26 protein-coding genes are annotated in these 22,882 nt (G+C 63.9%); 10 read left to right on the top strand and 16 right to left on the bottom strand.

Annotation, left to right across the window (positions count from 1 at the left end; genetic code table 11):
- Window positions 1-259: 259 nt before the first annotated feature.
- The 3 genes from IT40_RS08330 to IT40_RS08320 are packed head-to-tail and all read right to left on the bottom strand — an operon-like array spanning window position 260 to window position 1,979.
- Complete coding sequence (locus tag IT40_RS08330; protein ID WP_036753068.1) at window positions 260-574, bottom strand: type II toxin-antitoxin system RelE/ParE family toxin; 315 nt, start codon at window positions 572-574, stop codon at window positions 260-262.
- 8 nt (window positions 575-582) lie between these two features.
- Window positions 583-909 carry a type II toxin-antitoxin system ParD family antitoxin gene (locus IT40_RS08325; RefSeq protein ID WP_243700200.1) on the bottom strand — a complete coding sequence of 109 codons (327 nt, stop codon included), beginning with the start codon at window positions 907-909 and terminating at the stop codon, window positions 583-585.
- Window positions 910-941: 32 nt separating this feature from the next.
- Window positions 942-1,979, bottom strand: a complete 1,038-nt coding sequence (locus IT40_RS08320; RefSeq protein WP_036753219.1) for an aldo/keto reductase — start codon at window positions 1,977-1,979, stop codon at window positions 942-944.
- A gap of 173 nt (window positions 1,980-2,152) precedes the next feature.
- Here IT40_RS08320 and IT40_RS08315 point away from each other — a divergent pair, with 173 nt between their 5' ends.
- The gene (locus IT40_RS08315; RefSeq protein ID WP_036753066.1) at window positions 2,153-3,052 is read left to right on the top strand and encodes an AraC family transcriptional regulator; all 900 of its coding nucleotides are present in this window, start codon (window positions 2,153-2,155) and stop codon (window positions 3,050-3,052) included.
- Window positions 3,053-3,103: 51 nt separating this feature from the next.
- Here IT40_RS08315 and IT40_RS28495 read toward each other — a convergent pair whose 3' ends face one another.
- The gene (locus tag IT40_RS28495; RefSeq protein WP_157034069.1) at window positions 3,104-3,784 is read right to left on the bottom strand and encodes a hypothetical protein; all 681 of its coding nucleotides are present in this window, start codon (window positions 3,782-3,784) and stop codon (window positions 3,104-3,106) included.
- 101 nt (window positions 3,785-3,885) lie between these two features.
- Window positions 3,886-4,782 (bottom strand): AAA family ATPase, encoded by an 897-nt coding sequence (locus IT40_RS27470; protein WP_084196976.1) that lies wholly within the window; start codon window positions 4,780-4,782, stop codon window positions 3,886-3,888.
- Between the two features lie 395 nt (window positions 4,783-5,177).
- On the opposite strand from IT40_RS27470, the gene IT40_RS27465 reads away from it, so the two are divergent.
- A complete protein-coding gene (locus IT40_RS27465) occupies window positions 5,178-5,342 on the top strand; it encodes an SDR family oxidoreductase (protein ID WP_084196974.1) in 165 nt (54 codons plus the stop codon).
- A gap of 136 nt (window positions 5,343-5,478) precedes the next feature.
- Here the strand turns inward: IT40_RS27465 and IT40_RS08305 are convergent, their stop codons facing one another.
- The 3 genes from IT40_RS08305 to IT40_RS08295 form a co-directional block, all read right to left on the bottom strand.
- The gene (locus IT40_RS08305) at window positions 5,479-5,937 is read right to left on the bottom strand and encodes a GNAT family N-acetyltransferase (protein WP_036753064.1); all 459 of its coding nucleotides are present in this window, start codon (window positions 5,935-5,937) and stop codon (window positions 5,479-5,481) included.
- Window positions 5,938-5,997: 60 nt separating this feature from the next.
- A complete protein-coding gene (locus IT40_RS08300) occupies window positions 5,998-6,969 on the bottom strand; it encodes a hypothetical protein (protein ID WP_084196972.1) in 972 nt (323 codons plus the stop codon).
- Between the two features lie 96 nt (window positions 6,970-7,065).
- On the bottom strand, window positions 7,066-7,875 hold the full coding sequence (locus tag IT40_RS08295; protein WP_036753061.1) for a hypothetical protein: 810 nt from the start codon (window positions 7,873-7,875) through the stop codon (window positions 7,066-7,068).
- A 173-nt stretch (window positions 7,876-8,048) separates the two neighbouring features.
- Between IT40_RS08295 and IT40_RS08290 the strand changes: the two genes are divergently transcribed.
- Window positions 8,049-11,012, top strand: coding sequence for a CHAT domain-containing tetratricopeptide repeat protein (locus tag IT40_RS08290; protein WP_036753060.1), 2,964 nt, complete (start codon window positions 8,049-8,051; stop codon window positions 11,010-11,012).
- 203 nt (window positions 11,013-11,215) lie between these two features.
- Complete coding sequence (locus tag IT40_RS08285; protein WP_036753059.1) at window positions 11,216-12,013, top strand: ATP-grasp domain-containing protein; 798 nt, start codon at window positions 11,216-11,218, stop codon at window positions 12,011-12,013.
- A gap of 83 nt (window positions 12,014-12,096) precedes the next feature.
- Here IT40_RS08285 and IT40_RS08280 read toward each other — a convergent pair whose 3' ends face one another.
- The gene (locus IT40_RS08280) at window positions 12,097-12,339 is read right to left on the bottom strand and encodes a hypothetical protein (RefSeq protein ID WP_036753057.1); all 243 of its coding nucleotides are present in this window, start codon (window positions 12,337-12,339) and stop codon (window positions 12,097-12,099) included.
- Window positions 12,340-12,349: 10 nt separating this feature from the next.
- Here IT40_RS08280 and IT40_RS08275 point away from each other — a divergent pair, with 10 nt between their 5' ends.
- From IT40_RS08275 to IT40_RS08265, 3 genes are read left to right on the top strand one after another with little or no spacing between them, the layout of a single operon-like run.
- Window positions 12,350-12,793 carry an RrF2 family transcriptional regulator gene (locus IT40_RS08275; protein ID WP_036753055.1) on the top strand — a complete coding sequence of 148 codons (444 nt, stop codon included), beginning with the start codon at window positions 12,350-12,352 and terminating at the stop codon, window positions 12,791-12,793.
- Between the two features lie 3 nt (window positions 12,794-12,796).
- Window positions 12,797-13,681, top strand: coding sequence for an NAD(P)/FAD-dependent oxidoreductase (locus IT40_RS08270; RefSeq protein ID WP_036753053.1), 885 nt, complete (start codon window positions 12,797-12,799; stop codon window positions 13,679-13,681).
- Window positions 13,636-14,406 carry a class I SAM-dependent methyltransferase gene (locus IT40_RS08265; protein ID WP_244274004.1) on the top strand — a complete coding sequence of 257 codons (771 nt, stop codon included), beginning with the start codon at window positions 13,636-13,638 and terminating at the stop codon, window positions 14,404-14,406. The genes IT40_RS08270 and IT40_RS08265 overlap by 46 nt, the downstream gene beginning before the upstream one ends.
- A gap of 98 nt (window positions 14,407-14,504) precedes the next feature.
- On the opposite strand, the gene IT40_RS27460 is transcribed toward IT40_RS08265, so the two are convergent.
- Window positions 14,505-14,783, bottom strand: coding sequence for an SH3 domain-containing protein (locus IT40_RS27460; RefSeq protein WP_084196970.1), 279 nt, complete (start codon window positions 14,781-14,783; stop codon window positions 14,505-14,507).
- Between the two features lie 57 nt (window positions 14,784-14,840).
- On the opposite strand from IT40_RS27460, the gene IT40_RS29520 reads away from it, so the two are divergent.
- Window positions 14,841-15,203, top strand: a complete 363-nt coding sequence (locus tag IT40_RS29520) for a hypothetical protein (RefSeq protein WP_208021350.1) — start codon at window positions 14,841-14,843, stop codon at window positions 15,201-15,203.
- A gap of 159 nt (window positions 15,204-15,362) precedes the next feature.
- On the opposite strand, the gene IT40_RS08260 is transcribed toward IT40_RS29520, so the two are convergent.
- The 4 genes from IT40_RS08260 to IT40_RS08245 form a co-directional block, all read right to left on the bottom strand.
- On the bottom strand, window positions 15,363-15,623 hold the full coding sequence (locus tag IT40_RS08260) for a hypothetical protein (RefSeq protein ID WP_072464335.1): 261 nt from the start codon (window positions 15,621-15,623) through the stop codon (window positions 15,363-15,365).
- A 152-nt stretch (window positions 15,624-15,775) separates the two neighbouring features.
- Window positions 15,776-17,545: an alpha/beta fold hydrolase gene (locus IT40_RS08255; protein ID WP_036753050.1), complete on the bottom strand. Its 1,770-nt coding sequence runs from the start codon at window positions 17,543-17,545 to the stop codon at window positions 15,776-15,778.
- Window positions 17,546-17,890: 345 nt separating this feature from the next.
- On the bottom strand, window positions 17,891-20,569 hold the full coding sequence (locus IT40_RS08250; protein WP_166436112.1) for a hybrid sensor histidine kinase/response regulator: 2,679 nt from the start codon (window positions 20,567-20,569) through the stop codon (window positions 17,891-17,893).
- Between the two features lie 37 nt (window positions 20,570-20,606).
- Entirely contained in the window at window positions 20,607-21,323 is a 717-nt protein-coding gene (locus tag IT40_RS08245) for a response regulator transcription factor (RefSeq protein WP_011746429.1), read from the bottom strand.
- Between the two features lie 126 nt (window positions 21,324-21,449).
- On the opposite strand from IT40_RS08245, the gene IT40_RS28490 reads away from it, so the two are divergent.
- Window positions 21,450-21,809: a hypothetical protein gene (locus IT40_RS28490; protein ID WP_147307298.1), complete on the top strand. Its 360-nt coding sequence runs from the start codon at window positions 21,450-21,452 to the stop codon at window positions 21,807-21,809.
- Window positions 21,810-21,915: 106 nt separating this feature from the next.
- Entirely contained in the window at window positions 21,916-22,203 is a 288-nt protein-coding gene (locus IT40_RS27450; RefSeq protein ID WP_036753045.1) for a GNAT family N-acetyltransferase, read from the top strand.
- A 152-nt stretch (window positions 22,204-22,355) separates the two neighbouring features.
- Here IT40_RS27450 and IT40_RS08235 read toward each other — a convergent pair whose 3' ends face one another.
- Together IT40_RS08235 and IT40_RS29225 are read right to left on the bottom strand one after the other, a co-directional pair.
- Window positions 22,356-22,586, bottom strand: a complete 231-nt coding sequence (locus tag IT40_RS08235; protein ID WP_147307299.1) for a hypothetical protein — start codon at window positions 22,584-22,586, stop codon at window positions 22,356-22,358.
- Window positions 22,587-22,658: 72 nt separating this feature from the next.
- The coding region (locus tag IT40_RS29225) for a hypothetical protein (protein ID WP_036753039.1) at window positions 22,659-22,882 on the bottom strand (224 nt) is incomplete at its 5' end.

Below are 22,882 nucleotides of genomic sequence, written 5' to 3'. Positions count from 1 at the left end.
ACCAGGTTCGGCCCAGCCGCGTGCAACGGAGCGCAAGCCGTGCCGCGCGCTGGCACAGCACAGCCCCACGCAGCGTCGCATCCCCCGCGGCCAGAACGACGAAGACATCGTTGCGCGGACTCGCAACTACCGAGATCAACACTCCCTGTAAGTATCTGTATAAAAACAGAATATCCAGTTCCTGTCGGGCTTTCAAGTGTGGCTGGCACTTCCCGGTCCAGAGGCGTCCCGCAGCACGAAAAAGCTCCCGAAGCCGATTTCATTCAATGTCTTCGTAATAGACCAGCGCGGGAAGGTGCCGCCTCTGATGCAGTATCCGCAGCACGACGACCGCGCCTCCCGCGGCCTTGATCGGCGCGTAGAAGATGATGTGCTTTCCGTAACTGATCGAACGCATCCCCGGCAGGAACAGATCTCGCGGCCGGCCCGAGAGCGGCGCCTGCTCAATCCGCTCGAATGCGGAAGCGAGACCCCGATAATAGCGCAGCCATTGCTCCCTGCCCCACTGTTCGACCGTATATTGGCGGATCTCCTCCAGATCCTGCCGGGCAAGGTCGGATAGCCTGATCACCATTCGGAGGGTCAGCCTCGGAAGGCGTCCGGCTCGAAGGCACGGGCGTCGAACTCCGCAAAGCCCCCTGCCTCGGCTGCGGCGGCAGCTTCCTCAAGTTCCGCCTTCAGCGCATAGAACTGTCTTGCGCCGTCCTTCTCCATCAGCAGGCGGATCCCAGCGCGCACGACCTCGCTGAGGTTGGCATAGGCACCGGACCTGATCTGGCCCTCGACATAATCCCGCATCGGTTCCGTCAGATGGACGTTGGGCATGGCGACATCTCCTTCATGCTCGATCATATCAGATTCGAGCATAGTCTCAACCGTTCGAACGCCGCCCAGCACCAGCGCCGTCACCCCGCGCCTACGGGCGGGGCGACGCGGGGATCTCAGCCCTTCCGTGAGGCGAAGGCCGCGCGATATTGCGACTGGCGTTCCAGCATCCAGCCCGGATATTCGGCGGGGAGCCTCGTCACCCTGTCGAGCGCCGCCAGGTCCTCGGCGGTGAGGGCCACCTCCGTCGAGCGGATGTTGTCCTGCAGCTGATCTATCCGCTTGGCCCCGACGATCACGCTGGTCACCACCGGCTGGTGCAGAAGCCAGGCCAGCGCCACCTGCGCCACCGTGCAGCCCTCGGCCGATGCGATCCCGCGCATCACGGCGATGGCGGCATCGCCGCGCGCCAGATCGACCGGCGGGAAGTCGAAACTCGCCCGGCGACCGTCGTTCCCGGTGCTGCCATCGCTGTACTTGCCCGACAGGAACCCGCCCGCCAGCGGGCTCCAGACCATCAAGCCGATGCCTTCGGCTTGCAGCATCGGCACGATCTCGCGTTCCAGATCGCGGCCGACCAGCGTGTAATAGGCCTGCAGGGACAGGATCGGCGCCAGCTTGCGCGCCTCGGTGATGCCGACCGCCTTGACGATCTGCCAGGCCGCCCAGTTCGACAGGCCGATATAACGCACATGGCCCTGCCGCACGAGCGTGTCGAGCGCTTCCAGCGTCTCGGCAATCGGGGTCAGCGGATCGAAGCCGTGGATCTGGTAGAGGTCGATGTGATCCATCTGCAGCCGCTCCAGGCTGGCCTTGGCCTGCGCCATGATATGGCCGCGCGAGGCGCCGCGGGCGTTCGGGCCCTCGCCCATCGGCCCAAGAACCTTGGTCGCGATCACCACCTCGTCGCGCGGAATGCCGAGGTTGCGGATAGCCTGGCCGAGGATCCGCTCGCTTTCGCCGCCGGCATAGACATTGGCGGTGTCGATGAAGTTGATGCCGGCATCGAGGGCCGCCTTGACCAGCGTGTCGGCCTCGTCCTGGCGCAGCTGGCCGATCTGGCCCCACATGCCGTCCGAGCCGCCGAAGGTCATGGTGCCGAGGCAGAGTTCCGAGACCAGCAGGCCGCTGGGGCCGAGAGTGCGGTAGCGCATGGGATGTTCCTTCATGTCGGAGACGTCGGGGGCGGAATGCCGCCGGGTCAGGGCGAAAATAGGGCTGCCCTGCCCAGGATCGCGACGCCGATCCTCGCAAATCCTTGCACGATCCTCTCATGCGCGCCGATTTCGGGCTGTGAACCGCGCGCAGGAATCCTAGATTGTGCGGCATGGAAAACCAGCATCTTGCTCCGCTCAAGGAGTTGATCGCCCGCCAGTGGCAGGCGCATGGCCGGGAAACCCCGATCGAGGGGCTGTTCCTGACCTCGGTCACCGCGCCGACCGGGCCGATCCATGCCGTCTACCGCCCGTCGCTCTGCGTCGTGGCGCAGGGCGCCAAGACCAGCATGCTTGGCGAGCGCGCCTATCGCTATGACGCCGGGAAATGCCTGATCGCGTCGATGGAGGTGCCGATCCGGGCCGAGATCACCCGCGCGACGCCAGAGCGGCCCTATCTAGCTTTCAGCCTTGCGCTGGACCCCGCGACGATCTCCGACCTGCTGTTGGAACTGGATGGAATCGACGATGCCCCCGCCGGTGCGGCGCTGGCGGTCCATGCGCTCAGATCGGATCTGGCCGATCCTCTCTGCCGGTTGATGGCTCTGTGCGACCGGCCGCGCGACATCGCGATCCTGGCACCGCTGATCCGGCGGGAGATCACCTGGCTTTTGCTGAACGGGCCGATGGGTCCGGCGCTGCGCCAGATCGGCCTTGCGGGCAGCCACATGGCGCGGATCGGCCGGGCCATCGCTTGCATCCGCGAGGGCTTCGCGGATCAGCTGAATGTGCGCCAGCTTGCCGAGGTCGCCGGGATGAGCCCCGCGACCTTCCACCGCCACTTCAAGTCCGTCACGGCGATGACGCCGGTGCAGTACCAGAAGCAGCTTCGCCTGCAGGAGGCGCGCCGCCTGCTGCTCTCCGACAGTGCCGATGTCGCCCGGATCGGCTACGCCATCGGCTATGAGAGCCCGTCGCAGTTCAGCAGGGAATATCGCCGCCTGTTCGGATCGCCGCCGGGCCGGGATGGGCAGGAGATCCGCAGGAGCCTCACCCCGCAGGTCGATAGCTGAGGGGGCGGCGGCGACATGGGCGGAAAATGACCGTACGTCTGTTCAGCAACTCTAGGTTCCCATCCCCAGTCTATCTGTGTTTGAGACCCAAGCCGCTATGTTGCGTAAAAATTCCCACACATCATCCTGTGCGGGTCTTACATATGCGGCAAGGGACGGGTCCGATCCCAGTGCGGCGAACATTTCGCCCAGCCAGACCGATTTATTACGGTTACAGTTCAAATGGGGTAACCATGATTCAAGTTCTCCAGCGCGCACCGTGAACAGGCCATAGGTCTCCATCTGGTTGAAAAACGCTACCGCTGTAGCAAGCTCATCGCCAGTTAGCAGGGCGATCCCTCCCTGTCTTTTATAATCAGGGTTGGCAGCATGAAGATATGCTCTCACGGTTTGACGTGTGTTTCGTAGGCCCTGTCGCAGTCCTTCTGGTATGCCAGCGGCATTGAGGTACTTGGTGCAGACCTGCCCGTCTTCTTTGATCCAGTCGATGTCAACTACCAGCGCTGACGGCACGCCAACTTGGCGTAGCTCCGCCACGATTTCTGAGGCCGTTTGCTTGTTGTGAGCATTGAGAAATGTTGCATGGCGGACGCTTGGCGGAGAGTATAGATTTGGCCTATTGTTGATCTCCTCATAGAATGCGCGATCGGCATCCGCCTCAACGACTACAGCAGATTCATAAAATAAGGCCGAGACCACCCCCACAGATCGTAGCAGGGGATCGTTCATCATTTGTGACAGCCGCGCCGCAGGTAATAGCTGCGCCGTTCCTCTTCTTGCCCGATGCGTGAGTCGCACAACATCGATCGGTAAGCCCGCTGAAAGGCAACCCATTAGGAAATGCGGGCTGTGCGTCGCAGCGAAAAGCTGCTTGTCTGCACCGATTTGAGCCATATCTGCCTGCCAAGCGTGTAGGCGAGGCCGGGATGTAGAAATGCTTCCGGCTCATCAATGATTAGAACTTCCACATCGCCTGCAATGACCTCCGACAGAACGCCAACAAACGCTTTTGTCCCATCGCTCGATGCGGAAAGAGCGTGCGAATTTCGAAAAAACTCGATGGCCTCAGCCGTAAAAGCGCGCTCGATTTCAGCAGGCGGCCTCGTTTCTGACAATGCATATGCGAATGATCCCATGTCGGTGGCATCAATCACGAGATGCATCTGGAACGAATCATAGATGATATCCGATAGAGCATGTCGAAGAGCATCGTCTTGGAACAAGGCTGCGATCGTCGTCTGGGCCGGATCGATCAATCTTTGTGCCTGAGACTGATTTACAAGCCCCAGACGGCTCTCGCCCGTTAGATTGAGCGCGAACATACTTAATAGATGCTGAGAAATGTATTGCCAGTTGTAGTTTTGATCGCGCGGCCGCTGATTGAATTGATTCAATAGGTTATCAAGAAGATATTGCTCATTAACCTCCTGACGGCCCATATTCCTGCGCATGAATATCCGCCGCTCGGGTGTTTCTCCAACTTCTGGAACGCGGAATTTTGAAATCTTTTGCTCTGCTCGCTCCCTTGTAATATTCGCAACTCTCACCTCAGAAACCACATGCTGGTCGTGAGCCTGATTGAAGACGAATTCGTTGGTGATGTCGCGAAGAGCGGAACTTTTACCACCGTTGTTAGGGCCGACAAATATGGTCACGCGCCCCGGAGCGATCTCAAGCGGGGGTGCCTCGGGCTTAGGTCCGTTCTTGAATATCAGATGTTCCAGCAACATATCTGGCAGTGACCTTCCATGAATAGTTGCATCACTTGCCAGCTACTCGTAAAATCTTCGCTTTCGCAAGTGTTGTTTAGTGGCGGCCTCTATGCCGACTAAGGGGAGGCAGACCGCCTGCGCGAGGGGATCTCGAATGACCGCTTCGGGCCAGATCACCGGCCGGGGATGGTGCCGTCGCTCGCCATGTGCCGGCTGCGGTTCGCAATCGAGAGCCTGGCGTGGCTGCGGAAGTCGCTCATATGTATAGGCCGCAACGGGCCTATCTGCCCCCTTGGGCCGCCCTTTCTCGCGCCATCGCGAGGAAGGCGGTGAACCTCACCGGCGGATTCGGGCCGGGGGAATACAGGCAGAAGCCCGGGTGCGGCGGGGTCCATTCCTCCAGCAGGCGGACCATGCGGCCGGTGGCGATAGTACTGCGGCTTGCCAAGCGGCAGGGCGGCCGTCTCGCGAAGTCGGCCGAGGTGGCCAGCCTGATCGCCTTTCTCGCCTCAGATCGGGCAGCAGTCATCACCGGCACGGAACATGTGATCGACGGGGGAACCGTGCCCATAGCGTGAGGGCGGCGGCTCGGACACCTTTCGTCACGTTGCATGGCCGGGGCTCTGCGCACCGAGGCCAGACCAGTTCGGGCACCAGCTACCCTGGCTTGACTCGTCAACGGGCGTTGGGGTTTTCCTGCCCCCCGGCCTGCGTTCATGTTCCTGCGCCGACCCATTCGTAATAGGTCACCGGATGGCCGGACCGGGGATGCGGCTCCTCGCGCAGCGCGATCAGCCCCTCGCGTTCGTAGAAATGCCGGGCGCGGCTGTTTTCCGAGGTGGTGAACAGGGTGAAGCCGCCGGGCATGGCCGCCTTGGCATGATCCAGGAGCGCCTTGCCGATCCCGCCGCCGATGCACCTGGGAGAAAGAAACAGTTCCGCCAGGATGCCATCCCGGGGCCGGATCGCCACGAAGCCGAGGATCTCGTGCCCGCTGTCGGCCACCGTGACCTCCCAGCCACCGGCCATGTCCTCATCGACCCTTCGGCGAAGCTCGGCCCGGCTCGGCATCGATGGCGGGCCCACGCCGGGCAGGCTCGCACTGGCATGCCAGATCGCGGCGATCCGGTCGCGGTCCGCATCGGTGGCCGGGCGCAGGAGAAAGGGTGTCATGCCGGTTCCTTCCCGGAATGCGAATGCCGAAGGGTGGCCGTCCGAACCGGCAACGCCCTTCTACCAGTCTGCATCGCAATCGCACGCTTCCGGCGGCTGCCAGTCCGCCGAGAGCCGAACCCCGGCCAGGGGCTGCTCCAGCATCGCCCAGGTCGGTCGTCCCAGCAGGAAGGCCGGCATCACATCCTGACCGGCGATGCCGTTCTCAGTGCTCAGCTTCAGGTGCATCACCCCCTCGGGATGCGGCAGGGTGGCCACCATCGCCGCCATGGCCACGCGACTGTCCTGCGTCACCAGGTAATCGGGCATGGCGCCGATCTGTTCCGTGAGCCATGCCTTGACATTGTCGACCGCGGCCTCCGGCGTGTCGCCGAATTGCGGCTGGATCGCGCTCAGCCACAGCATCGCCATGCTCTCGAACAGGCCGGCATTGCGCAGCCTGAGGTCCAGATCCGTCAGCCGGAACTGCATCACCTTGTCCAGTTGCGGCGGCTGTGCCGTCAGGGCGGCCAGGTCAAAATTCTCGACCGTGCCGCTCAGGGCCAGGCGGTTGCCGCCGGTCTGCGCCACATCCAGGCTGCTCAGCACCAGCCGCTTTGCCGCCGGGTCGATCGCGTAGTCGAGATGCAGGTCGGTGCTGCTCAGTTCGGCGGTCAGCCGCATCTGATAGGCCATATCCGCCATGTCCCGCAGCTGCGGCACCATTCGCGCGCCGCTTACGTCCAGGACCAGGCTTTGCGGCACCCCGCCCGGCGCCTCGTCAGGCCAGGTCGCGCGCCAGGAAATCTCCTGCGCCTCCAGCATCCCCGGGGCGGCGCCGTCCGGCATCTGCACCGCCAGATCGCGCAGCACGCAGCGGCCGTCCTCGCTGACGGGCTCCAAAGCGGCGAAAGGGTTCGCGTCGTCGGGGGCGAACGCATCGCCAAGTGCCGCGCGCAGGAGATCCAGATCGGCTTGGCAGTCAGCCTGACTGCCAAGCACGGGTGCAGCCGTTGCGCAAAGCAGCAGTCCGGCAGCCAGCAGAGCTTTCATGATCGTCCCATCCCGTTGTGCTTTCGCGGCTTGGTAGCCGACGCGGTCCGGACCGGCAACGAGGCGTGATATCGATCCCTTGCGGGACATCCCGCTTCAGCCCTTCACGGCAAACAATGCGACCGAGGCATTGATCCTGGGCACGACCAGGTCATAGGGCGTCTCCCACATCCCCCGGAAGGTGATCGCCGCCATGGCGGCCTTGTAGCGCGCCACCTGGTCCGCACCGACCGGCACGCAGCGCGGCATCACGATGCCCTCCCAGCCGTCATAGGGAATGAACCAGTCGCCCGGCCGCATCTCGGCATGTTCCAGATAGGCTTGCAGCACGAACAGCATCTCGCCGTGCAGCGCATCCATCCGCGCCTCGTTTTCCGGGCCGATCTCGTCATAACCCTCGGGGCTCAGGAAGACCGGCAGGCCAAGCGCGCGGGCCATGTCGATCTCGAAATGCACGTAGTCGCCATAGGGCCGCTTGCAGTCGATCACGCTGCCCCGCCAACTGGTCGTTTGCAGCAGGCGGATGTGGTCCGGGGTCACGGTGAAGCTGGCCCTGCCCTCGACGGGCTGGCGGAAGGCGTAAGTGCCGGGCGTGAAGCGGGCATGCAGGAAGAAGGTGCAGACCAGCCGCTCCATACGCGCGATGATCGTGGAAGAGGGCTTGTCGAACTCGGCGGCGTAATCCTCCAGCGTCATGTCGCCGGGGACGATGCCGGGCGCGCCGGATTCGCAGTCGATCCAGACGGCGCGGCAGGCCCGGAACCAGGCGATGTCCTCGGCGGTGATGGCGACAGGATCGATATGGCGCCATTCCGGGGCCGCGCTTGCCGGCCGCAGGGCAAGGCAGGCCAGCCCGGCACCCAGCAGCGACCGCCGCGTCAGCCGTGCAAGGGTCGGGGTAGTCATGCTGTGCTTCCTGCTTTGGGGCCTCCGTCGAAGGCTACAAGCATCGGGAAGGGCGGGAAAGTGGCACCACCGAGCCGGAGCGGTGGCGTGTGCGATACGGGCTGCAAGCGGATTGGATCCCGCAGGAAACCACCCTATCACTGGGCGGCATCGGAAGCTGGGGGACGTTGCCCATGCCGGCCATACGCGGAACTGCCTCGATCCTGCTGGCGGGGCTTCTTGCCGGATGGTGCTGTATCGCACCCGTCCATGCGCGGCCCGTCAAACTGCCGACCATCGAGGCCGTCGAAGCTCATGTCGATGCCGGGCGCCATGCGGAGGCGCTCGAGGGTTATCGCCTGCTTCTGGACCAGGCGCAGGGGTCCGAGGCGCTGCAAATCGCGGTTCGGCTGGCCGAGATCGCCAATGCCACCGGCCAGCCGCACCTGGCGCTGGAGGCCCTTGGGCCGCGTCTGACGGAAGCGGCGATAGCCGCACCGGAGCTGTTCGACGCCGGGCAGGAATTGCTGGTCGAGGCCGCCAGCATGACCGGGCGGCTGGACATGGCCATCTCGGCCGCGCGCCGGCTGGTCGCGTTCCGCCGCGACACATGGGGGGAGGACGCCCCCGCCCTGCAGGCCGGCCGGCTGACGCTTTCCGGCCTGCTCGATCAGCAGGGCCGGCATGACGAGGCGCGGGCGCTGCGCGAGGAAGCCTTCGCGGTCCTGGCCAAAGGGGACCCCGAGCTTTACCTGCGGATGCTGAACAACACCGCCATCGTGCTCCAGGACGGCGGCGCGCTTGACGAGGCCGCACAGGTCTTCGCCCGCCTGATCGCCGCGCTGGAGGAGGACGGCGCCAGCCTCTCGCTTGGCATCACGCATTTCAACGCCGCCATCCTGGACCGCGACCGGCGGCGCCATGACGCGGCCATCGACCATCACCGGCGCGCCATCGAGATCCTCGAAGCCGTGGCGGGCCCCGACAGCGCCCATACCATCGCGGCCATCGGCGGGCTGGGCCAGACCTATGCCTTTGCCGGCCGGCCCGCCTCGGCCATGCCGCTGCTGCGGGATGCGCTGGAACGGGCGAGGCGTGCCCTGGGCGACAGCGACGACACCATGCTGCAGGCGAACAACCTTGCCGCGGTGCTGCGCACCCTTGGCCGCTTCGCCGAGGCTGAGCCGCTGGATCGCGAGGCCTACGGCTGGCGCGAGGCCAATCTCGGCCCCGCGCATCCCGCGACGCTGACCAGCCGCAAGAACCTCGCGCTCGACCTGGTTGGGCTGGACCGGCCCGACGAGGCCAAGGCGCATTACGACGCCATCACCGCCACGCTGGAAGGCACGCGTGGCCCCGATAACCCCCTGACGCGCGACATGCGGCTGGAACGCGACATGATCGCGGCCTTGACCGGCACCGCCCCGGCCGAGGGCTTCGATCTGGACGCCATCTCGGACCGGGCGGAGCCCAGCGGCGATAACGTCCTTTTGGCCAACCGGCTGGCGGGGATTGCCGGGCGACGGGGCGACGAACGGACCGAACTTGCGCTCAACCGCCTGTCGCTGCGCCTCGCCGATGCCTGGCATGGCCCGTATCATCCGACGACGCTGGCGATGCTGACCAACGTGGCCCGCAGCGAAAGCGCGCTGGACACCGAGGAAAGCCTCGCCACCTATGTCGAGCTGGAACGCCGTCTGCGCATCTGGTCGCGGCGGGAGTTCGCCTCGACCTCGGACCCCGCTACGCTGGAACAGGTGGCGACGACGACGCGCGAGAATATCGGCGATATCATGCGCTACAGCTTCCACGCGCTGCGGGACAAGCCGCAGGTCATGCAGCTTGTCGGCCGGCTTCTGGTCGAATGGAAGGCCCCCGGAAGCCTGGAACGCGCCTTGCTGGACGGCCTCCGCGACCGTCTGCCGCCCGAGGACCTGGCGCTGCTGGAACGGGTCCGCGCCTTGCGTGCGGAAAGCCTGTCGCGTCCGGATGCGACCGATGCCGATCTGGCCATGGCCGAGGCCAGGCTGGCCGAACGGATCGGCGGGCTCGCCCGGCTGGAGGGCGAAGGGCAGCGGTCCTATGAGGCCATCCTTGCGGGACTGGCCGAGGGCGAGGCGGTGCTGGATTTCCTCAGCGTCCCCCTGCGCTCGGCCAGCGGCAAGGTCGAGGAGCGGATCTTCGCGATGATGGCCTGGCACGGCGGCGACGCGATGCTGGCCGACCTGGGGCTTGCCGCCGATTTCGAGGCGCTGATCCCGCCGGACGGCAAGCTGATGACCGAGGCGGCGCGTCGCAAGCTTCATGACATGACGGTCGGCCGGTTCGGCGCCCGCGTCGCCAAGGTCGGGCGGCTGTTCGTGGTGCCGGACGGGGTGACGCATCTGATCCCCTTCGACGGCTTGCTGGACGGCCAGGGCCGCCCCCTGATCGAGACCCGCGATGTGCGCATCCTGCGCAATGCGCGCGCGATCCCGCCCGCGGATCGCGAGCAGGTTGCGCAGCCCGGCCCGATGCTGCTGGTCGGCGCTGTCGATTACGGGCCGGACGGCATGTCGGCGCTGCCCGCCTCGGGGCCGGAGGTGGAGGCCATTGCCGCGCGCATGACGGCCGCCGGCTATGAGCCCGAGATATTGCGCGGCACCGATGCCGGCGAGGCGGAGGTCCGCGCGACCTCCGGCGGCCGCCGCATCCTGCATTTCGCGACGCATGGCTTTTTCCGGCCGGTCGAGGCGGGCGAAACCGCGCCCTTGTGGCGGGCAGGCATCGCGCTGGCCGGGGCAGGGAATGGCGACGAGGCGCGGCAAGCCGCCGATGACGGGATTCTTTATGCCGCCGAGGTCGCCTCTTGGGATCTGTCGGGCGTGGACCTGGTCGTGCTGTCGGCCTGCGACACCGCACAGGGCGACCGCAGCTATGTCGAGGGGCTGAACGGTCTGCCTTCCGCACTGGCCATCGCCGGCGCCCGCCGCAGCCTGCTGGCCCGCTGGCCGGTCGGCGACCGCGGCGCGGCGATCTTCATGGACAGGTTCTATGCCCATCTGGCCGCAACCGGTTCCTATGACGAGGCGATGCGCCACACCAAGCTGGACGCGATAGAGGGGCGCCTGGACGTGGAGGACGACACATGGCTGGCCTTCGCGCTGATCGCGAACTGAGGGTGGCCGGTCGCTGCCTATTCACACCAGAGGTTTGTCGGGTTGTCTCTCGCCGGCCGTTTCATTTTGCCCCGGATGGGGCCGCGCAGCGTGATATGTCGATGAAGCGCCGCAGCAGGTTGCGCAACATTCCAAGCGGTCATTGGCTTTCGAACGCTTCCATGCTCTCCAGCGAAGTGTTGCGGCAAGGGATATGAAACGGGATGCAGTGGATTCTTCAGCGGTTCGAGGACACGCAGAAGCTGGCGGATGCGCTGGACCGGCTGGGCATTTCCTATTCATGGCACAAGGTGGTTCCCTTCGTCGGCGATCTGGTGCCCGAGCCGGAGGTGCGCGACCCGCAAGCCGTGGTAATGTTCGGCTCCTACACGCTGTGGCGATACGCCGAAGCAAAAGGCTTCCATCCGGGTGTTTTCCGAGTAGCGCCCTTCGTCCACGAGAAGCCGTGGCAACCCTTCATGCTCAACGGGCCGGATGCGACGTTTCTTCGCGTCGGCGAGATCGAGGCGGGACTGCCGGACGATGGCCGTCACTGGTTCATTCGTCCGGTCGCCGACAGCAAGGAACAGGCGGGAAACGTCAAGACCGCTGCGGAGATTCGCGAGACGGCCCGCAAGGTCATGTCGCTTGATCCGGGCGAAATACCCAATGGCTCCTTGCGCCCGGACACGCTGATGATGCTGACCCCGCCGGCCCGGATCCTGAAGGAGTGGCGCATCTGGATCGTGAACGGCGATGTCGTCACCTATTCGCTCTACAAGGAGGGTGCACGCGTCACCTATCGCCATGAGATCGATCAGGACGCGCTTGAATTCGCCCAGACCTTGGCCCGGCTGAACGGGGGGTATTCGCCCGCCTATGTCATGGACATCTGCCGCACCGAGGAAGGTCTGCGGCTGGTGGAGACGAACTGCATCAATGCCGCCGGGTTTTACGCGGCCGATCTCATGAAGCTCGCGGCGATGATAGACGGCATGGCTTGCACAGTTGGCAAGAGGTGATCTCAAGCATCTTGCTGCAGCATCGGCTGAATGGCAGCCTTGGAGACAGCCGAGTCGCAGCATTCGCGCGTGCCGATTATCCGCTAAGGGCCGCTATGCCCCCCTATCTGCAGATTGGCTTGGCACATCGCCAGTAGCTGCTGGCGCAGCGCATCACCTTCGACGTCAGTCACACCCAACTCGAACGCATCGTGGACCGTGCCGAAGATCACCGTAGCCAGGGTGAGGTTGACGCCGTGCAGACCCGGAAAGGTCGCGTCGGGTGGTGGGATGCCCTGGTGACGGGAAGCCGTGCGCATCTTGACGCTCGCCTCGAATCGTAACATATATAGTTACATGAAACGCGACAGCCGCCTTTCCTCGGTCCTTCATGCCCTGCTGCACATGGCCGAGCAGGACGGCCCGATGACCTCCGAGGCACTCGGGCTATGCCTCGGCACCAATCCGGTCGTGGTGCGACGGACCATGGGTCTCTTGCGCAAGGCTGGGCTGGTGACGGCGGAGCGCGGCCATTCGGGCGGCTGGCGCATTTCGGCCGATCTGGAAACGGTCAGCCTGCGCCGGTTGCACGAAGCCCTGGGCGAGCCGGCGATCTTCGCCATCGGCAACCGCAACGAGACGCCGGAATGCCTGGTCGAGCAATCGGTCAATGCCGCGCTCAAGGGCGCCTTCGCCGAGGCCGAGGTGCTGCTGATGGCGCGTTTCGCCGATGTGACGCTGGCCGATCTGGCCCGGGATTTCGCCCGCCGCCATGCGCAAAGGCGGGCCACGCAGGAGTAGGACATGCAGGACGTGATCGTGATCGGGGGCAGCTATGCCGGGATGGCCGCTGCCCTGCAACTGGCGCGTGCCCGCCGCAAGGTGGTGGTGATCGACGCCGGGCAGCGGCGCAACCGTTTCGCCAGCCATTCGCACGGCTTTCTGGGGCAGGACGGGGTCGACCCGGCAATCATCTGGGCCGAGGCCCGGCGCCAGTTGCTGGCCTATCCTGCCGTGAGATGGATCGAGGGCACGGCCAGCACCATCACCGGCCGCAAGGACGACTTCCGGGTTCCTACGGAAGCGGGCGACACATTCGCGGGCCGTCGCATCCTTCTGGCCACCGGCGTCAGCGATCAACTGCCCGAGATTCCCGGCCTTGCCGAACGCTGGGGCGGGACGGTGTTCCATTGCCCCTATTGCCACGGCTACGAACTGGATCAGGGCCGGATCGGGGTCATCGCCAGCAGTGCGATGTCGCTCCACCAGGCGCAGCTTTTGCCGGAATGGGGCGAGGTGACTTTCCTGACCAACAGCGCCCTGAGCCTCGATCCCGAACAGCGCGCCGACCTGCAGGCGCGCGGCGTCACGATCGAGGAGACGCCGATCTCGCGGTTGACCGGCGCGGCGGATATCGAGTTGCGCGACGGCCGGGTGCTGCCCTTCGCCGGGCTGTTCACCGCGACCCGGACCGAGCCGGCCAGTGCGCTGGCCGAGATGGCCGGCTGCACGCTGATCGAGACGCCGATGGGCCGCCAGATCATGACGGGCGACGGCAAGGAAACCAGCGTTCCGGGCATCTTCGCCTGCGGCGATGTCGCGCGGGCGCCGCATTCGGTGTCATTGGCGGTGGGGGACGGGGCATGGGCCGGGGCGCAGCTGCACCGCTCGCTGGTCTGGCCGGAATGAGCGGCGCGACCCATCCGGGCGCTGCCGCCAGCTATGCCGCGCGCATCGCCCACCATGTCCCGAGCCTGCACGACATGCATCGCATGGCAGGGATCCTACTGGCCGAACATGTGCCGGAAAATGGCCGGGTCCTGGTCCTCGGCGCCGGCGGCGGGCTGGAATTGCGAGCCTTTGCACAGGCGTATTCGGGCTGGCGCTTCGATGGCGTCGATCCTTCGCCCGCGATGATCGGGCAGGCCCGCGACACCCTGGGCCAGGACAGCGACCGGGTGACCTTTCACCAAGGCTATATCGACGATGCCCCCAAGGGTCCCTTCGACGGCGCGACCTGCCTGCTAACCCTACATTTCCTGTCGCAAGACGAACGCCTGCGCACCCTGCGCGAACTGCATCGCCGACTCCGCCCCGCGGCGCCCTTCGTCATGGCCCATCACAGCTTTCCGCTAACAGGCGGGCAGCAGGATCTCTGGTTGCGGCGCAATGCGGCTTGGCTGATCGCGGAAGGCACGCCCGAGGCGCAGGCCATGGCCGGGATCTCCAGCATAAAGGAACAGCTGCCCGTCCTGCCGCCCGAGGAAGACGAACTGCTGCTGACGACCGCCGGTTTCAGGGATATCCAGCTGTTCTACGCCGCCTTCACCTTCAAGGGATGGGTTGCCCGAGCGTGTCAGCCGGGGGATTTGCAGTCAAGCATGAGGCACGGACATGTTCCGCTGACCACGTAGATCGAGACGCTACTGCAGCGGTAATCCAATAGGCAACTTTCGGAAACACCGCCGCGCAGCATAGATCGGGTGACGGGCAACTACGGGCCAAGTTGCTGTCAGCGATGTGCCAGATAGTCCGCTGAAACGTAACCCGAGATAGCAGGCCGGTCGGTCAGCGAGACTCTGCACCAGACCTTGCCGTTATTTGTGACGCAGTTCTGGCGGGTGAGGCGCGTTCCGTCGGGCAGGCCGATGATGATGTTGTGATTGAGGCCAGGGCCTTCGCGAAGCTTCAGGAGATCGTCCGGCCCGACGCCCTTGACCACTGCACCAGAACCGACCGCGCATCCGGTGGCGACCATGAGAGCGAGAAGAGCAGCAATATGAGTGCGCATTGTCTGGCCTGAATCGTTTTGCCATCACTACGTCACCATTGCGCTAAATGATAGCAGGTGCCGGGCGCGGATATCCTTGCGGTCGCGGTTGCGGATGACGAGTTGGGGACCGTGTCTGCCATCCGCCGCACGCTCGGCTATTATGCCGGCGCGGACCGCACGGTGGTATTGCTGCATCCCGCCGATTACGGGCGGCGGGCCATCGGCCATTTCCACCTGTTCCACGACAGCCACGCGGAGGGCTTTTGGCGCGAGGCGCTGATCTGCTGCGGGACGGGCAAACCCCCCGGCCGCAACGCGTCACGCTGCGGGCGGATCCTGCGCCAGGTGGCGAAAGAGCCTGGAGCAGGTTATCCAGCGCCCCTTCCAGTTCATCGTTCTGACCGAGAAAATTCACCCGGGCCTCTCGAATTCCTCTGAGGTGCCGAGTAATGTGCCCCACCTCCTCCCCGCTGAGCGGGTCGAAACACGTCTTGGAAGGATGCATTGCAAGCCGCATCCCCTGTCTATAAATAAAATGATATGATTGCAGAATTTTAAATAGAGAAAGTGATCTGACAGCCTGGTGCGGCCAGCTCTTCAGGCTACCTTGTTCTGCAAGGAGGTTTCGATATAACGAAGCGCGCCCAGGGCCATGTCCGGGCTCACGCGGCTAGCGACAGCATCCTCTTGTCCGGAAGCGACCCGAGCCAAGTGCCTGCGCAGTATTTCCACGGAAAGCCCACCCTCTTCCCTTAGCGCGGTGATGGCAATCTGCCCGATGGTGAAGGCTGCCATGTCCGGGGTGGCCACGTATTCCGGTGCTTGGCGGCGTCGCCGCATGATCGTTGCGTCGCTCATCAATCCCTCGCGTTGCAAAACCACCAGTCCGAAGATCGGTCTGGCGCTCAATATCCAAGCTGAACAATTTATTGCGCACCAGCCGTGCACACTGCGTGGCCGCTCTAGAGGATGGCGATCCGCGTTGTCATACGCCGATTGGTGTATGCAGCTCAGTTTCGGTGTGCCAAGGCGATGATACGATCAAGGATGAGGTCATTGCGCTGGTAAAAAACCAACTCGGCCGCATCGGTGACCGGCTCGACGGTGATCAAGGGATTGATCCTTTCCAGCTGCCTGCACGAAGCAAGATCGATACCGGGATCTTCGGTGGGCGCCAGATATCGCATGGGTATGAGCAACTCGCGCAGCGCGGTGTCCATGCTGTGGCGCGAAAGCTGCAATTCCCGCACAAAGGTCGCGTGGCCCTGCTTCAGCAGATGTTCACAGGCGTTCCGGATCAATGCCGTCCAATCGGGGTTACGCACCGTTTGCTGGTTCAGCGGCGTATGGCGGAAGGCGCGTTCCAGATACCAGTCCAGGCCGTGCTGGCGCATCATCCGGTGTCCCGATTTGGCCATCAGTTCGGCAACCCATGGCGCGCTGTCTGCGAGTTGCAGCATGATGCGTTGAATCTGCGGCAGGCGCTGGACTCCCGAAGGATCGATCCCGCACGAGAAACCGACTGCCAGTATCCCGTGGAAACGCGCTGGATTTGCCACCGCTTCGACGACCAGAGGCAAGGTGCCGCTGGCCAATCCGACGCCAAGGCAAGGGCGGCCGATGACCTGGTCGAGAAAGACCCGCAATGCGACAAGATTGTCGCTCATCACATCAAGCGAGGAGTCCATGGTGCTGTTCCCGTGACCGGGTCGCGACGGAACATAGAGACAGATGCCAGCGTCGCGCAGCCGGGCTTCTCCGTCGCCAGGCAGCAGATAGGTCATCGGCAATCCCCGAAGCATGACCACGGGGATGCCCCGCTTCGCGCCCATCCAGGTCCAAGCGATCTTGCGGCCATCGGGCATCTCGATCAGCTTTTCGCGGCCCAGGGGATCGTGCCAGACAGGGGCTTCGCCCCGAAGCCCGACATGTTCACGGCTGGCGATCATGGCCAGCAGGCGCATCAGGTCGATATTCGAGGGGGCGCCCATCTTGGCCATGATCGTCTTGATCTGGGTGCGCACCGTCAGCAGCGACACGCCTCGCTCTGTCGCGATCGATTCGAGGTTGCGCAGGCGAAAGAACAGATGCGCGACCTCGGATTCGGCCTGCGTCAGGCCGAAGGCCTGTTGCAACCGCTCGGCGATCCGCGGCCCCCAGGCGATTTCCAGGGAACGGATGGCGATATGGGCGCCGCTCTGGCCCGGCACGCGGATCAGGTAGCTCTCGGCCAGGAAGGATTCGCCATAGCCCTCGGTGGCCGGCAGGATCGTCAGGATCGCTTGCGCCGCGTTGCCCTGACCGGTGGCGGCACGCAACAGGGCACGATAGTCCTCCAGAGAATTCGGCGCGATGACTGCAGCGTCCATGAACGCGCCCTGGCGCTTGCCGAACGCGCGTTCGCCCGCAATGTTGATGACCGCGACATTGCCGTTTGGAGACAGCACAGTCGCCGGTCCCGGCACTTCGGAAACCGCCAGTTTCAGCGGGTCGCTTTCCGTCGGGACATCCAGCTTTTCCAGGGTGTTGCGGAAGGTCAGCAACTGGCTGAACAGCCCCTTGGAGACTTTGGGATGCTCAGCATCTCCGCCGGACGATGCGAGCTTGGCTTCCCAACTCGCCACCATCTCATCGAAAGCATGCTCATCGATGATCGAGCGATAGGTGCTGGCGATGATGTTCAGATCGATATCGTCGTCCGAACTCTGGCCTTCGCTCAACTGAGGCGACAGAAAGAAATGCTGATCGGCCAATGGTGTCTTTGGTTTGGATTCGAGCACGATGGAACCTTTTCACTAAAGCCATCGCGGCGTTGCATCTTATCGGGTGGCCTTCAATCGTCAGGACCCGGCATCACGGGGACCTGCACAAGGCTGAACGCAGCGCCAGCGTAATCGCTGATCCGGGTATTAGCCACACGAATATCTGGTCGAATAACACCCCGCTGGCCTGTTTTGCATCTTCCTGCTCATCTCAGGGCGATCCGGCGGACGCTTCCGCCTTTCTTCCCCAAGGCACCCACGTTCCGACGACAGCAAAGTTCTGAGTCGAACATGATCGCTCCCGCGGACGGACTCGCTGCCTCCCCTTTCTCATCCCCACCGCGTCGCCCGCAGCCGGAGGTTTCACTCCTGTCGGGATGAACCGGCAGCGAGTTTATCCCTGACCTCCCTCAAGGCGGCAACGGCTCGTCTCGCACTTGACGCCAGGATGTCTCGGTCTTGCCGCAAGGACGCTGTCGGGCTGTCGCCCCTGTCGCTCGCGAGCCGCCTGCAATGGGTTGCCAGATCCAGCAGCCCCAGCGCGCCGGCCGCACCGGCAAGCGTATGGGCGGCATCGGCGCGCTCCCTTGCATCGGCGCCGGACCAGATACGAGACAGCCGACCGTCCAAGTTACCGAGGAAACCCGCAATCGCCTTCCCAACCGCATCCGGTCCGGCATAGGTGACCTGGGCGGCCAGAAAGCTCTCATCGAGCACGGGTGTCGCATCCGTCCTGATAGAATCGTCCGGCTCGGTATCACCTGCCGAATGACGCAGGTGGCCCTGCACTTTCGCGCGCAGTGCCGTAGGGGTGAAGGGCTTGGCGAGAAAGCCGTCGATCCCCGCCGCCTGCATCTGCGCCTTATCGGGGGCAATATTGGCCGACACCGCCACGATGGGAACGTCGGCCGCCCATCCGCCCAGGGCCCTGATCCGAACTGCCGTTTCATAGCCGCTGAGATCGGGCATCCTCAGGTCCAGCAGCAGGATGTCGAAGGATTGCCTCATCGCGCAGTCGATCGCCGAGCGGCCCGACTCCATCGTTATCACCTGGGCACCGGAGGCCGACAACACCCATTGCGCGACGAGCCGATTTTCCTCGCCGTCATCGGCGACGAGAACCCTGATCCCCGCCAGCGAAAGCTCTTTCTCCGGCGCCGGTCGCGGATCGGGCGCCGCCCTGCCCTGCAGGACCGCAAGCAGCCTCGGCGGAGCCAGGGGATAAGCCTCCACGCGAAGCCCGCTTTTCTCGGCCAGGGTGCGATAGGACGCATTTCCAAGCGGGGCCAACACCAAGACCCTGTCGCTCAGGGCCTTGGCTGCGGCGAACCAGTCCGAAAGGCTGGCGGTGCCATTCGCATCCAACCCCTCCGAAGCGATGGGCAGGATGATTAGCGCTGCGTCCATTTCCGAAGACGATGCGACCAACTCTGGCTCGGCGGTATCGAGGACGCAGGCACCCACCCCCTGCCTCTTCAGGATCGCTTCGAATGCCGCGCGAGTCCTGGTGGCCGGGCCGAGCAGGGCCACGCGGCCTTGCAAGGGTTGGCGCAAGGGGTCCTCGGCAAGCTCGCCGCATGTTACCAGCGGCAAGGTCACGCGGAAGGCACTGCCCCGGTCGACCTCGCTTTCGACCCTGATCGTGCCGCCCATGGCCCGGGCCAGCCCGGCCGAAATGTTCAGGCCAAGTCCTGCGCCGTGGATCTCGTGGTTGGCATCAGCGCCGATGCGGGAAAATCGTTCGAATATCCGCTCCAGATCGTTGGGACGGATGCCGATCCCGGTATCGGTCACCTCGACCAGCAACTGGGGTTCCGCGGTTTCGCCCGTGACATCGGCCCTGACCTCGATCCAGCCTTTCCGAGTATATTTGATGGCATTGCCAACAAGGTTGAACAGGATCTGGCGCAGCCGCAGCGGGTCCACCATCGCGGTTGCGGGCAGCCGCTGTCCGAAGGTCAGGACGATATCCAGCCCCTTCCGATGCGCCAGCGGCGCGACGCCGCGCACGGCTTCTTCGCAAAGCCGGCCGATATCCGTCGCGGCGGGGTAGATCTCCAGGTGGCCGGACTCGATGCGGGAAAAGTCCAGCACATCGTCCACGATGGCGGCCAGCGCGCGTGCGGAACTGGCGATGCCGGACAGATGGGCCGCGGCGGGCGCAGGGTTGCCGTCCTCGATCAGCAACTCGGCCATGTTGAGCAGTGCATTCAGCGGCGTGCGGATTTCATGGCTCATGACCGACAGGAATTGGCTCTTGGCCTCGTTCGCCGCCTGGGCGCGTTCGGCCGCCTCGGCAAGTTCGCGGTTCTTCCGCACGATCTCCGCGGTCCGCTCGGCGATCCGCTGTTCGAGTTGCCGGTTCAGCGCTTCGAGTTCCTCTTGCGCCTTCTTCACTTCGGTGATGTCGTGCGAAGCAAAGAAGGCCAGCTTCCGGCCCGCATGTTCGACAAGCTCGGCGCTGACCAGGATGTCTCGCAGCTTACCGGTCCGCGTCCGCATCCGGGCCTGGAAGTTCTCGATCTTTCCATCCTCGCGCAGCCTGCGAACGATTTCCGTCCGGCTCGTATCGCCCTGCTCCCACACCTGCATCTCGCTTGCGGTGCGGCCGATCACCTCATCGCGCCGATATTCCATGTTCCTGAGCCAGGCGTCGTTGACATCCAGATGCTCTCCGGTGTCCAGGACCGAAAGGGCGGACAGGCCGGGATTGAGCTGGAAGGCCCGCGCATAGATCGGGTCGAGGTTTCCGGTCCCGTGCATCAGATGCAGCACCGCACCGCCCCCGGCCATGGGATCGAGCCGGTAACGGAATTGCCCGACCCCACCTGTCCGCAAAAGATGTCCCTCTGACTGCCGGACGACAGCGAACCATCCGGACGCCGCCCCCTCGACGGGGCGAAGCCATGCACCGATAGGCGTGCCGACAACCACCCGTTCCTCGGAACTAAGCAGGTGTGCAAAGGGCGCGCTGCAATAGCTGATCAGCCCATCCGGCCGCAGAACGGCGAAGGTGGTCATGCTTTCAGCTTCATCGGCCATCGCGGCTCTCCGGGAGTCCGGCGGGACGCCGGCCATGCTAGAGGATCTCCGCGATGAAGCGATAGCCGAAGCCATGCACCGTCTCGATCAGGGGGGTGGCATGGCCCAGGACCGCATGCAGCTTGACCCGCAATCGATAGATGGCCTTGTCGACCGCCCGGTCCGTTGCCTCCTCGTCGCTGCCCAACGCGGTCAGCAGGCGTTCCCGATGCACCGGCTTCGCAGCGTTTCGGATCAGCACGTCCAGCAGGCGAAACTCGTTTTCCGTCAATTGCAGCGTGTCGCCGTCGTGAAGCCTGACGGTTCGCGCCGCCAGATCGACGCTCCAGCCCTGGAAGTGGTGGACCAACTCCATCTTCTCCTCGCGCTTCGCGACCGCGAGCCGCCCCGCAAGGTTGCGCACGCGCGCGACCAGCTCGCGCGGATGCACGGGCTTTTCCAGATATTCGTCCGCTCCCTGTTCCAGGCCGGTCAGCCGATCGTCGGGGTCGCGGTTCGAGGTTGCGACGATGATCCCGGCCGACGTGCCCCGGCGAATCTCGGATATCGCCTCCAGCGCATTGCCATCGGGCAAACACAGATCAAGCAGAACGATGTCATAACGCGAGCGGGCAATCCTGTCCCGGAAGCAGGCGAGAGTGGGCGCTTCGTCCACGACGCAACCCGCACCGACCAGCACGGCGCCATGAAGCTGCAGCACCGTCTCTTCATCTTCAACCAGAAGCACCCGGATACCCTTCTGCTCACCCGTCATGCGTTGCCCCTTCAGCCCGCGCGCCGCTGCAGTCGTTTCCCTGACGGACGCCACGTCACGAAACAGACTGCCAGATATCTCAGCCTTGGGACAAGCCAGAGAAACATCCGGGACAAGGGAGCGTTAGTGGCTCCCGGCGACAGGCACGTCAATCGGCGTGATAGTGAAAATTATTCAGGTTCTCAAATCGGTCATTGCATGAATAGAGCGAAACGCAAGCGTCCTGCCAGTAGCGCCAATCAAAGGGATTGCTCTCCCTTTTCGAGCTCGGATGATGATCAACCATCGGCCTATCTCGTCGTATTCCTCTTTCTGGTATCGGGATGGGCGATCATGATCATCGCTTTGACCGCGACTGCCTGTTGGATTCTCGACATGAGCCTTACGTCGATTATCTACGGATATCTGGGCGGCGGTGTGTTCGGAGCCATGGTCGCGATCATCGGTTCATTGCTTGTGCATGAAACACGGCATGATGCAGGCTGAAATTCATTTCATAAACGAAGCGGGGATATAGCGCACCATCCACCACGTGGTCTGAAGCTGTCAGTTTTTCGATCAATAAGGCGATACTTGAAAAAGGTCGATCTCCATGCAAATCGAATACGAAGAGTTTATTGGAAAAGCTCGCTATATCGCCCGCCCCTCCGGGCCTCATGTGGAGCTGGTCGTAACCGATCCGACTCCGCAGCTTCGCGTGGCCTATTATACTGCCATGTCCAAAGGCGCGAGAAGCCGGACCATGGCCCAGGCGCTGGTCAAGCGGATGGTGGAGGATGCCCGCGAAAGCGGTCGGCAGATCGTGCCGCTCTGCCCATTCGTCCGCGGCGAAGCCGAAAAGAACTCGGACTGGGCGGACGTCATCCGGGACCCGGCCTGATCACCATCTCGACCACCACGCTTCCTGAAAACAGTTGTGACAGCCTTTCTCAGCGGTCTGTTTCAACCAGCTCGAATCCCACCAAACAGCTGTAGAAAAGAGATTATGCCAGGAATCTATTCAAGAAAGGGACATTCCACGAAAATGGCGAACTATGCGGCATCTTTCTGCAGGGATGTCTCAATGTAGCAAAGTATTTCGACCGATCCGGCACAGACCTCAGCAACAAGGCGCTGGAACCCTGGCTTGGGCATCTGACCGGAACCGGATCTACCGAAGTCCTCTTCAATCACCTGGACGGCTGCGAAGGCTGCCTCGCGGGCGGTTTCCGCCATCTGATACTGCCGTTTATGGCTTTCCAGGTTGCCGAGAACCTGGCTCATCATCGACTGTCGAACATATCCCCGGCACCCCGCTTTGGGACACCCAAGGAGCGGCCAACATGAAAACTTCCCTCACGAGCGCCCCGCCGGGCATGTGAGATAGGCCATGATCATCCGCCGGCACTGGGCCGCGAGCCTTGCGGTCGGCAGGCCGGCGGGATGCTGTTCCAGCGCCCGGTGCGCGGCGGTCTCCAGCACGGCCTCCAGCATCGCCGCCGCCTCGGCCGGATCGAGATCGGCGGCCAACTCGTCCGCATGGCGCCGCAACCGCGCCTCGATCAGCGCGGCGATGCGGG

This window comes from Paracoccus versutus (genome assembly GCF_000763885.1).
In the GTDB taxonomy this organism is placed as follows: Bacteria; Pseudomonadota; Alphaproteobacteria; order Rhodobacterales; family Rhodobacteraceae; genus Paracoccus; species Paracoccus versutus.
Note: the sequence above shows the minus strand (reverse complement) of the source record. Positions and strands in the feature narration are given on the sequence as shown.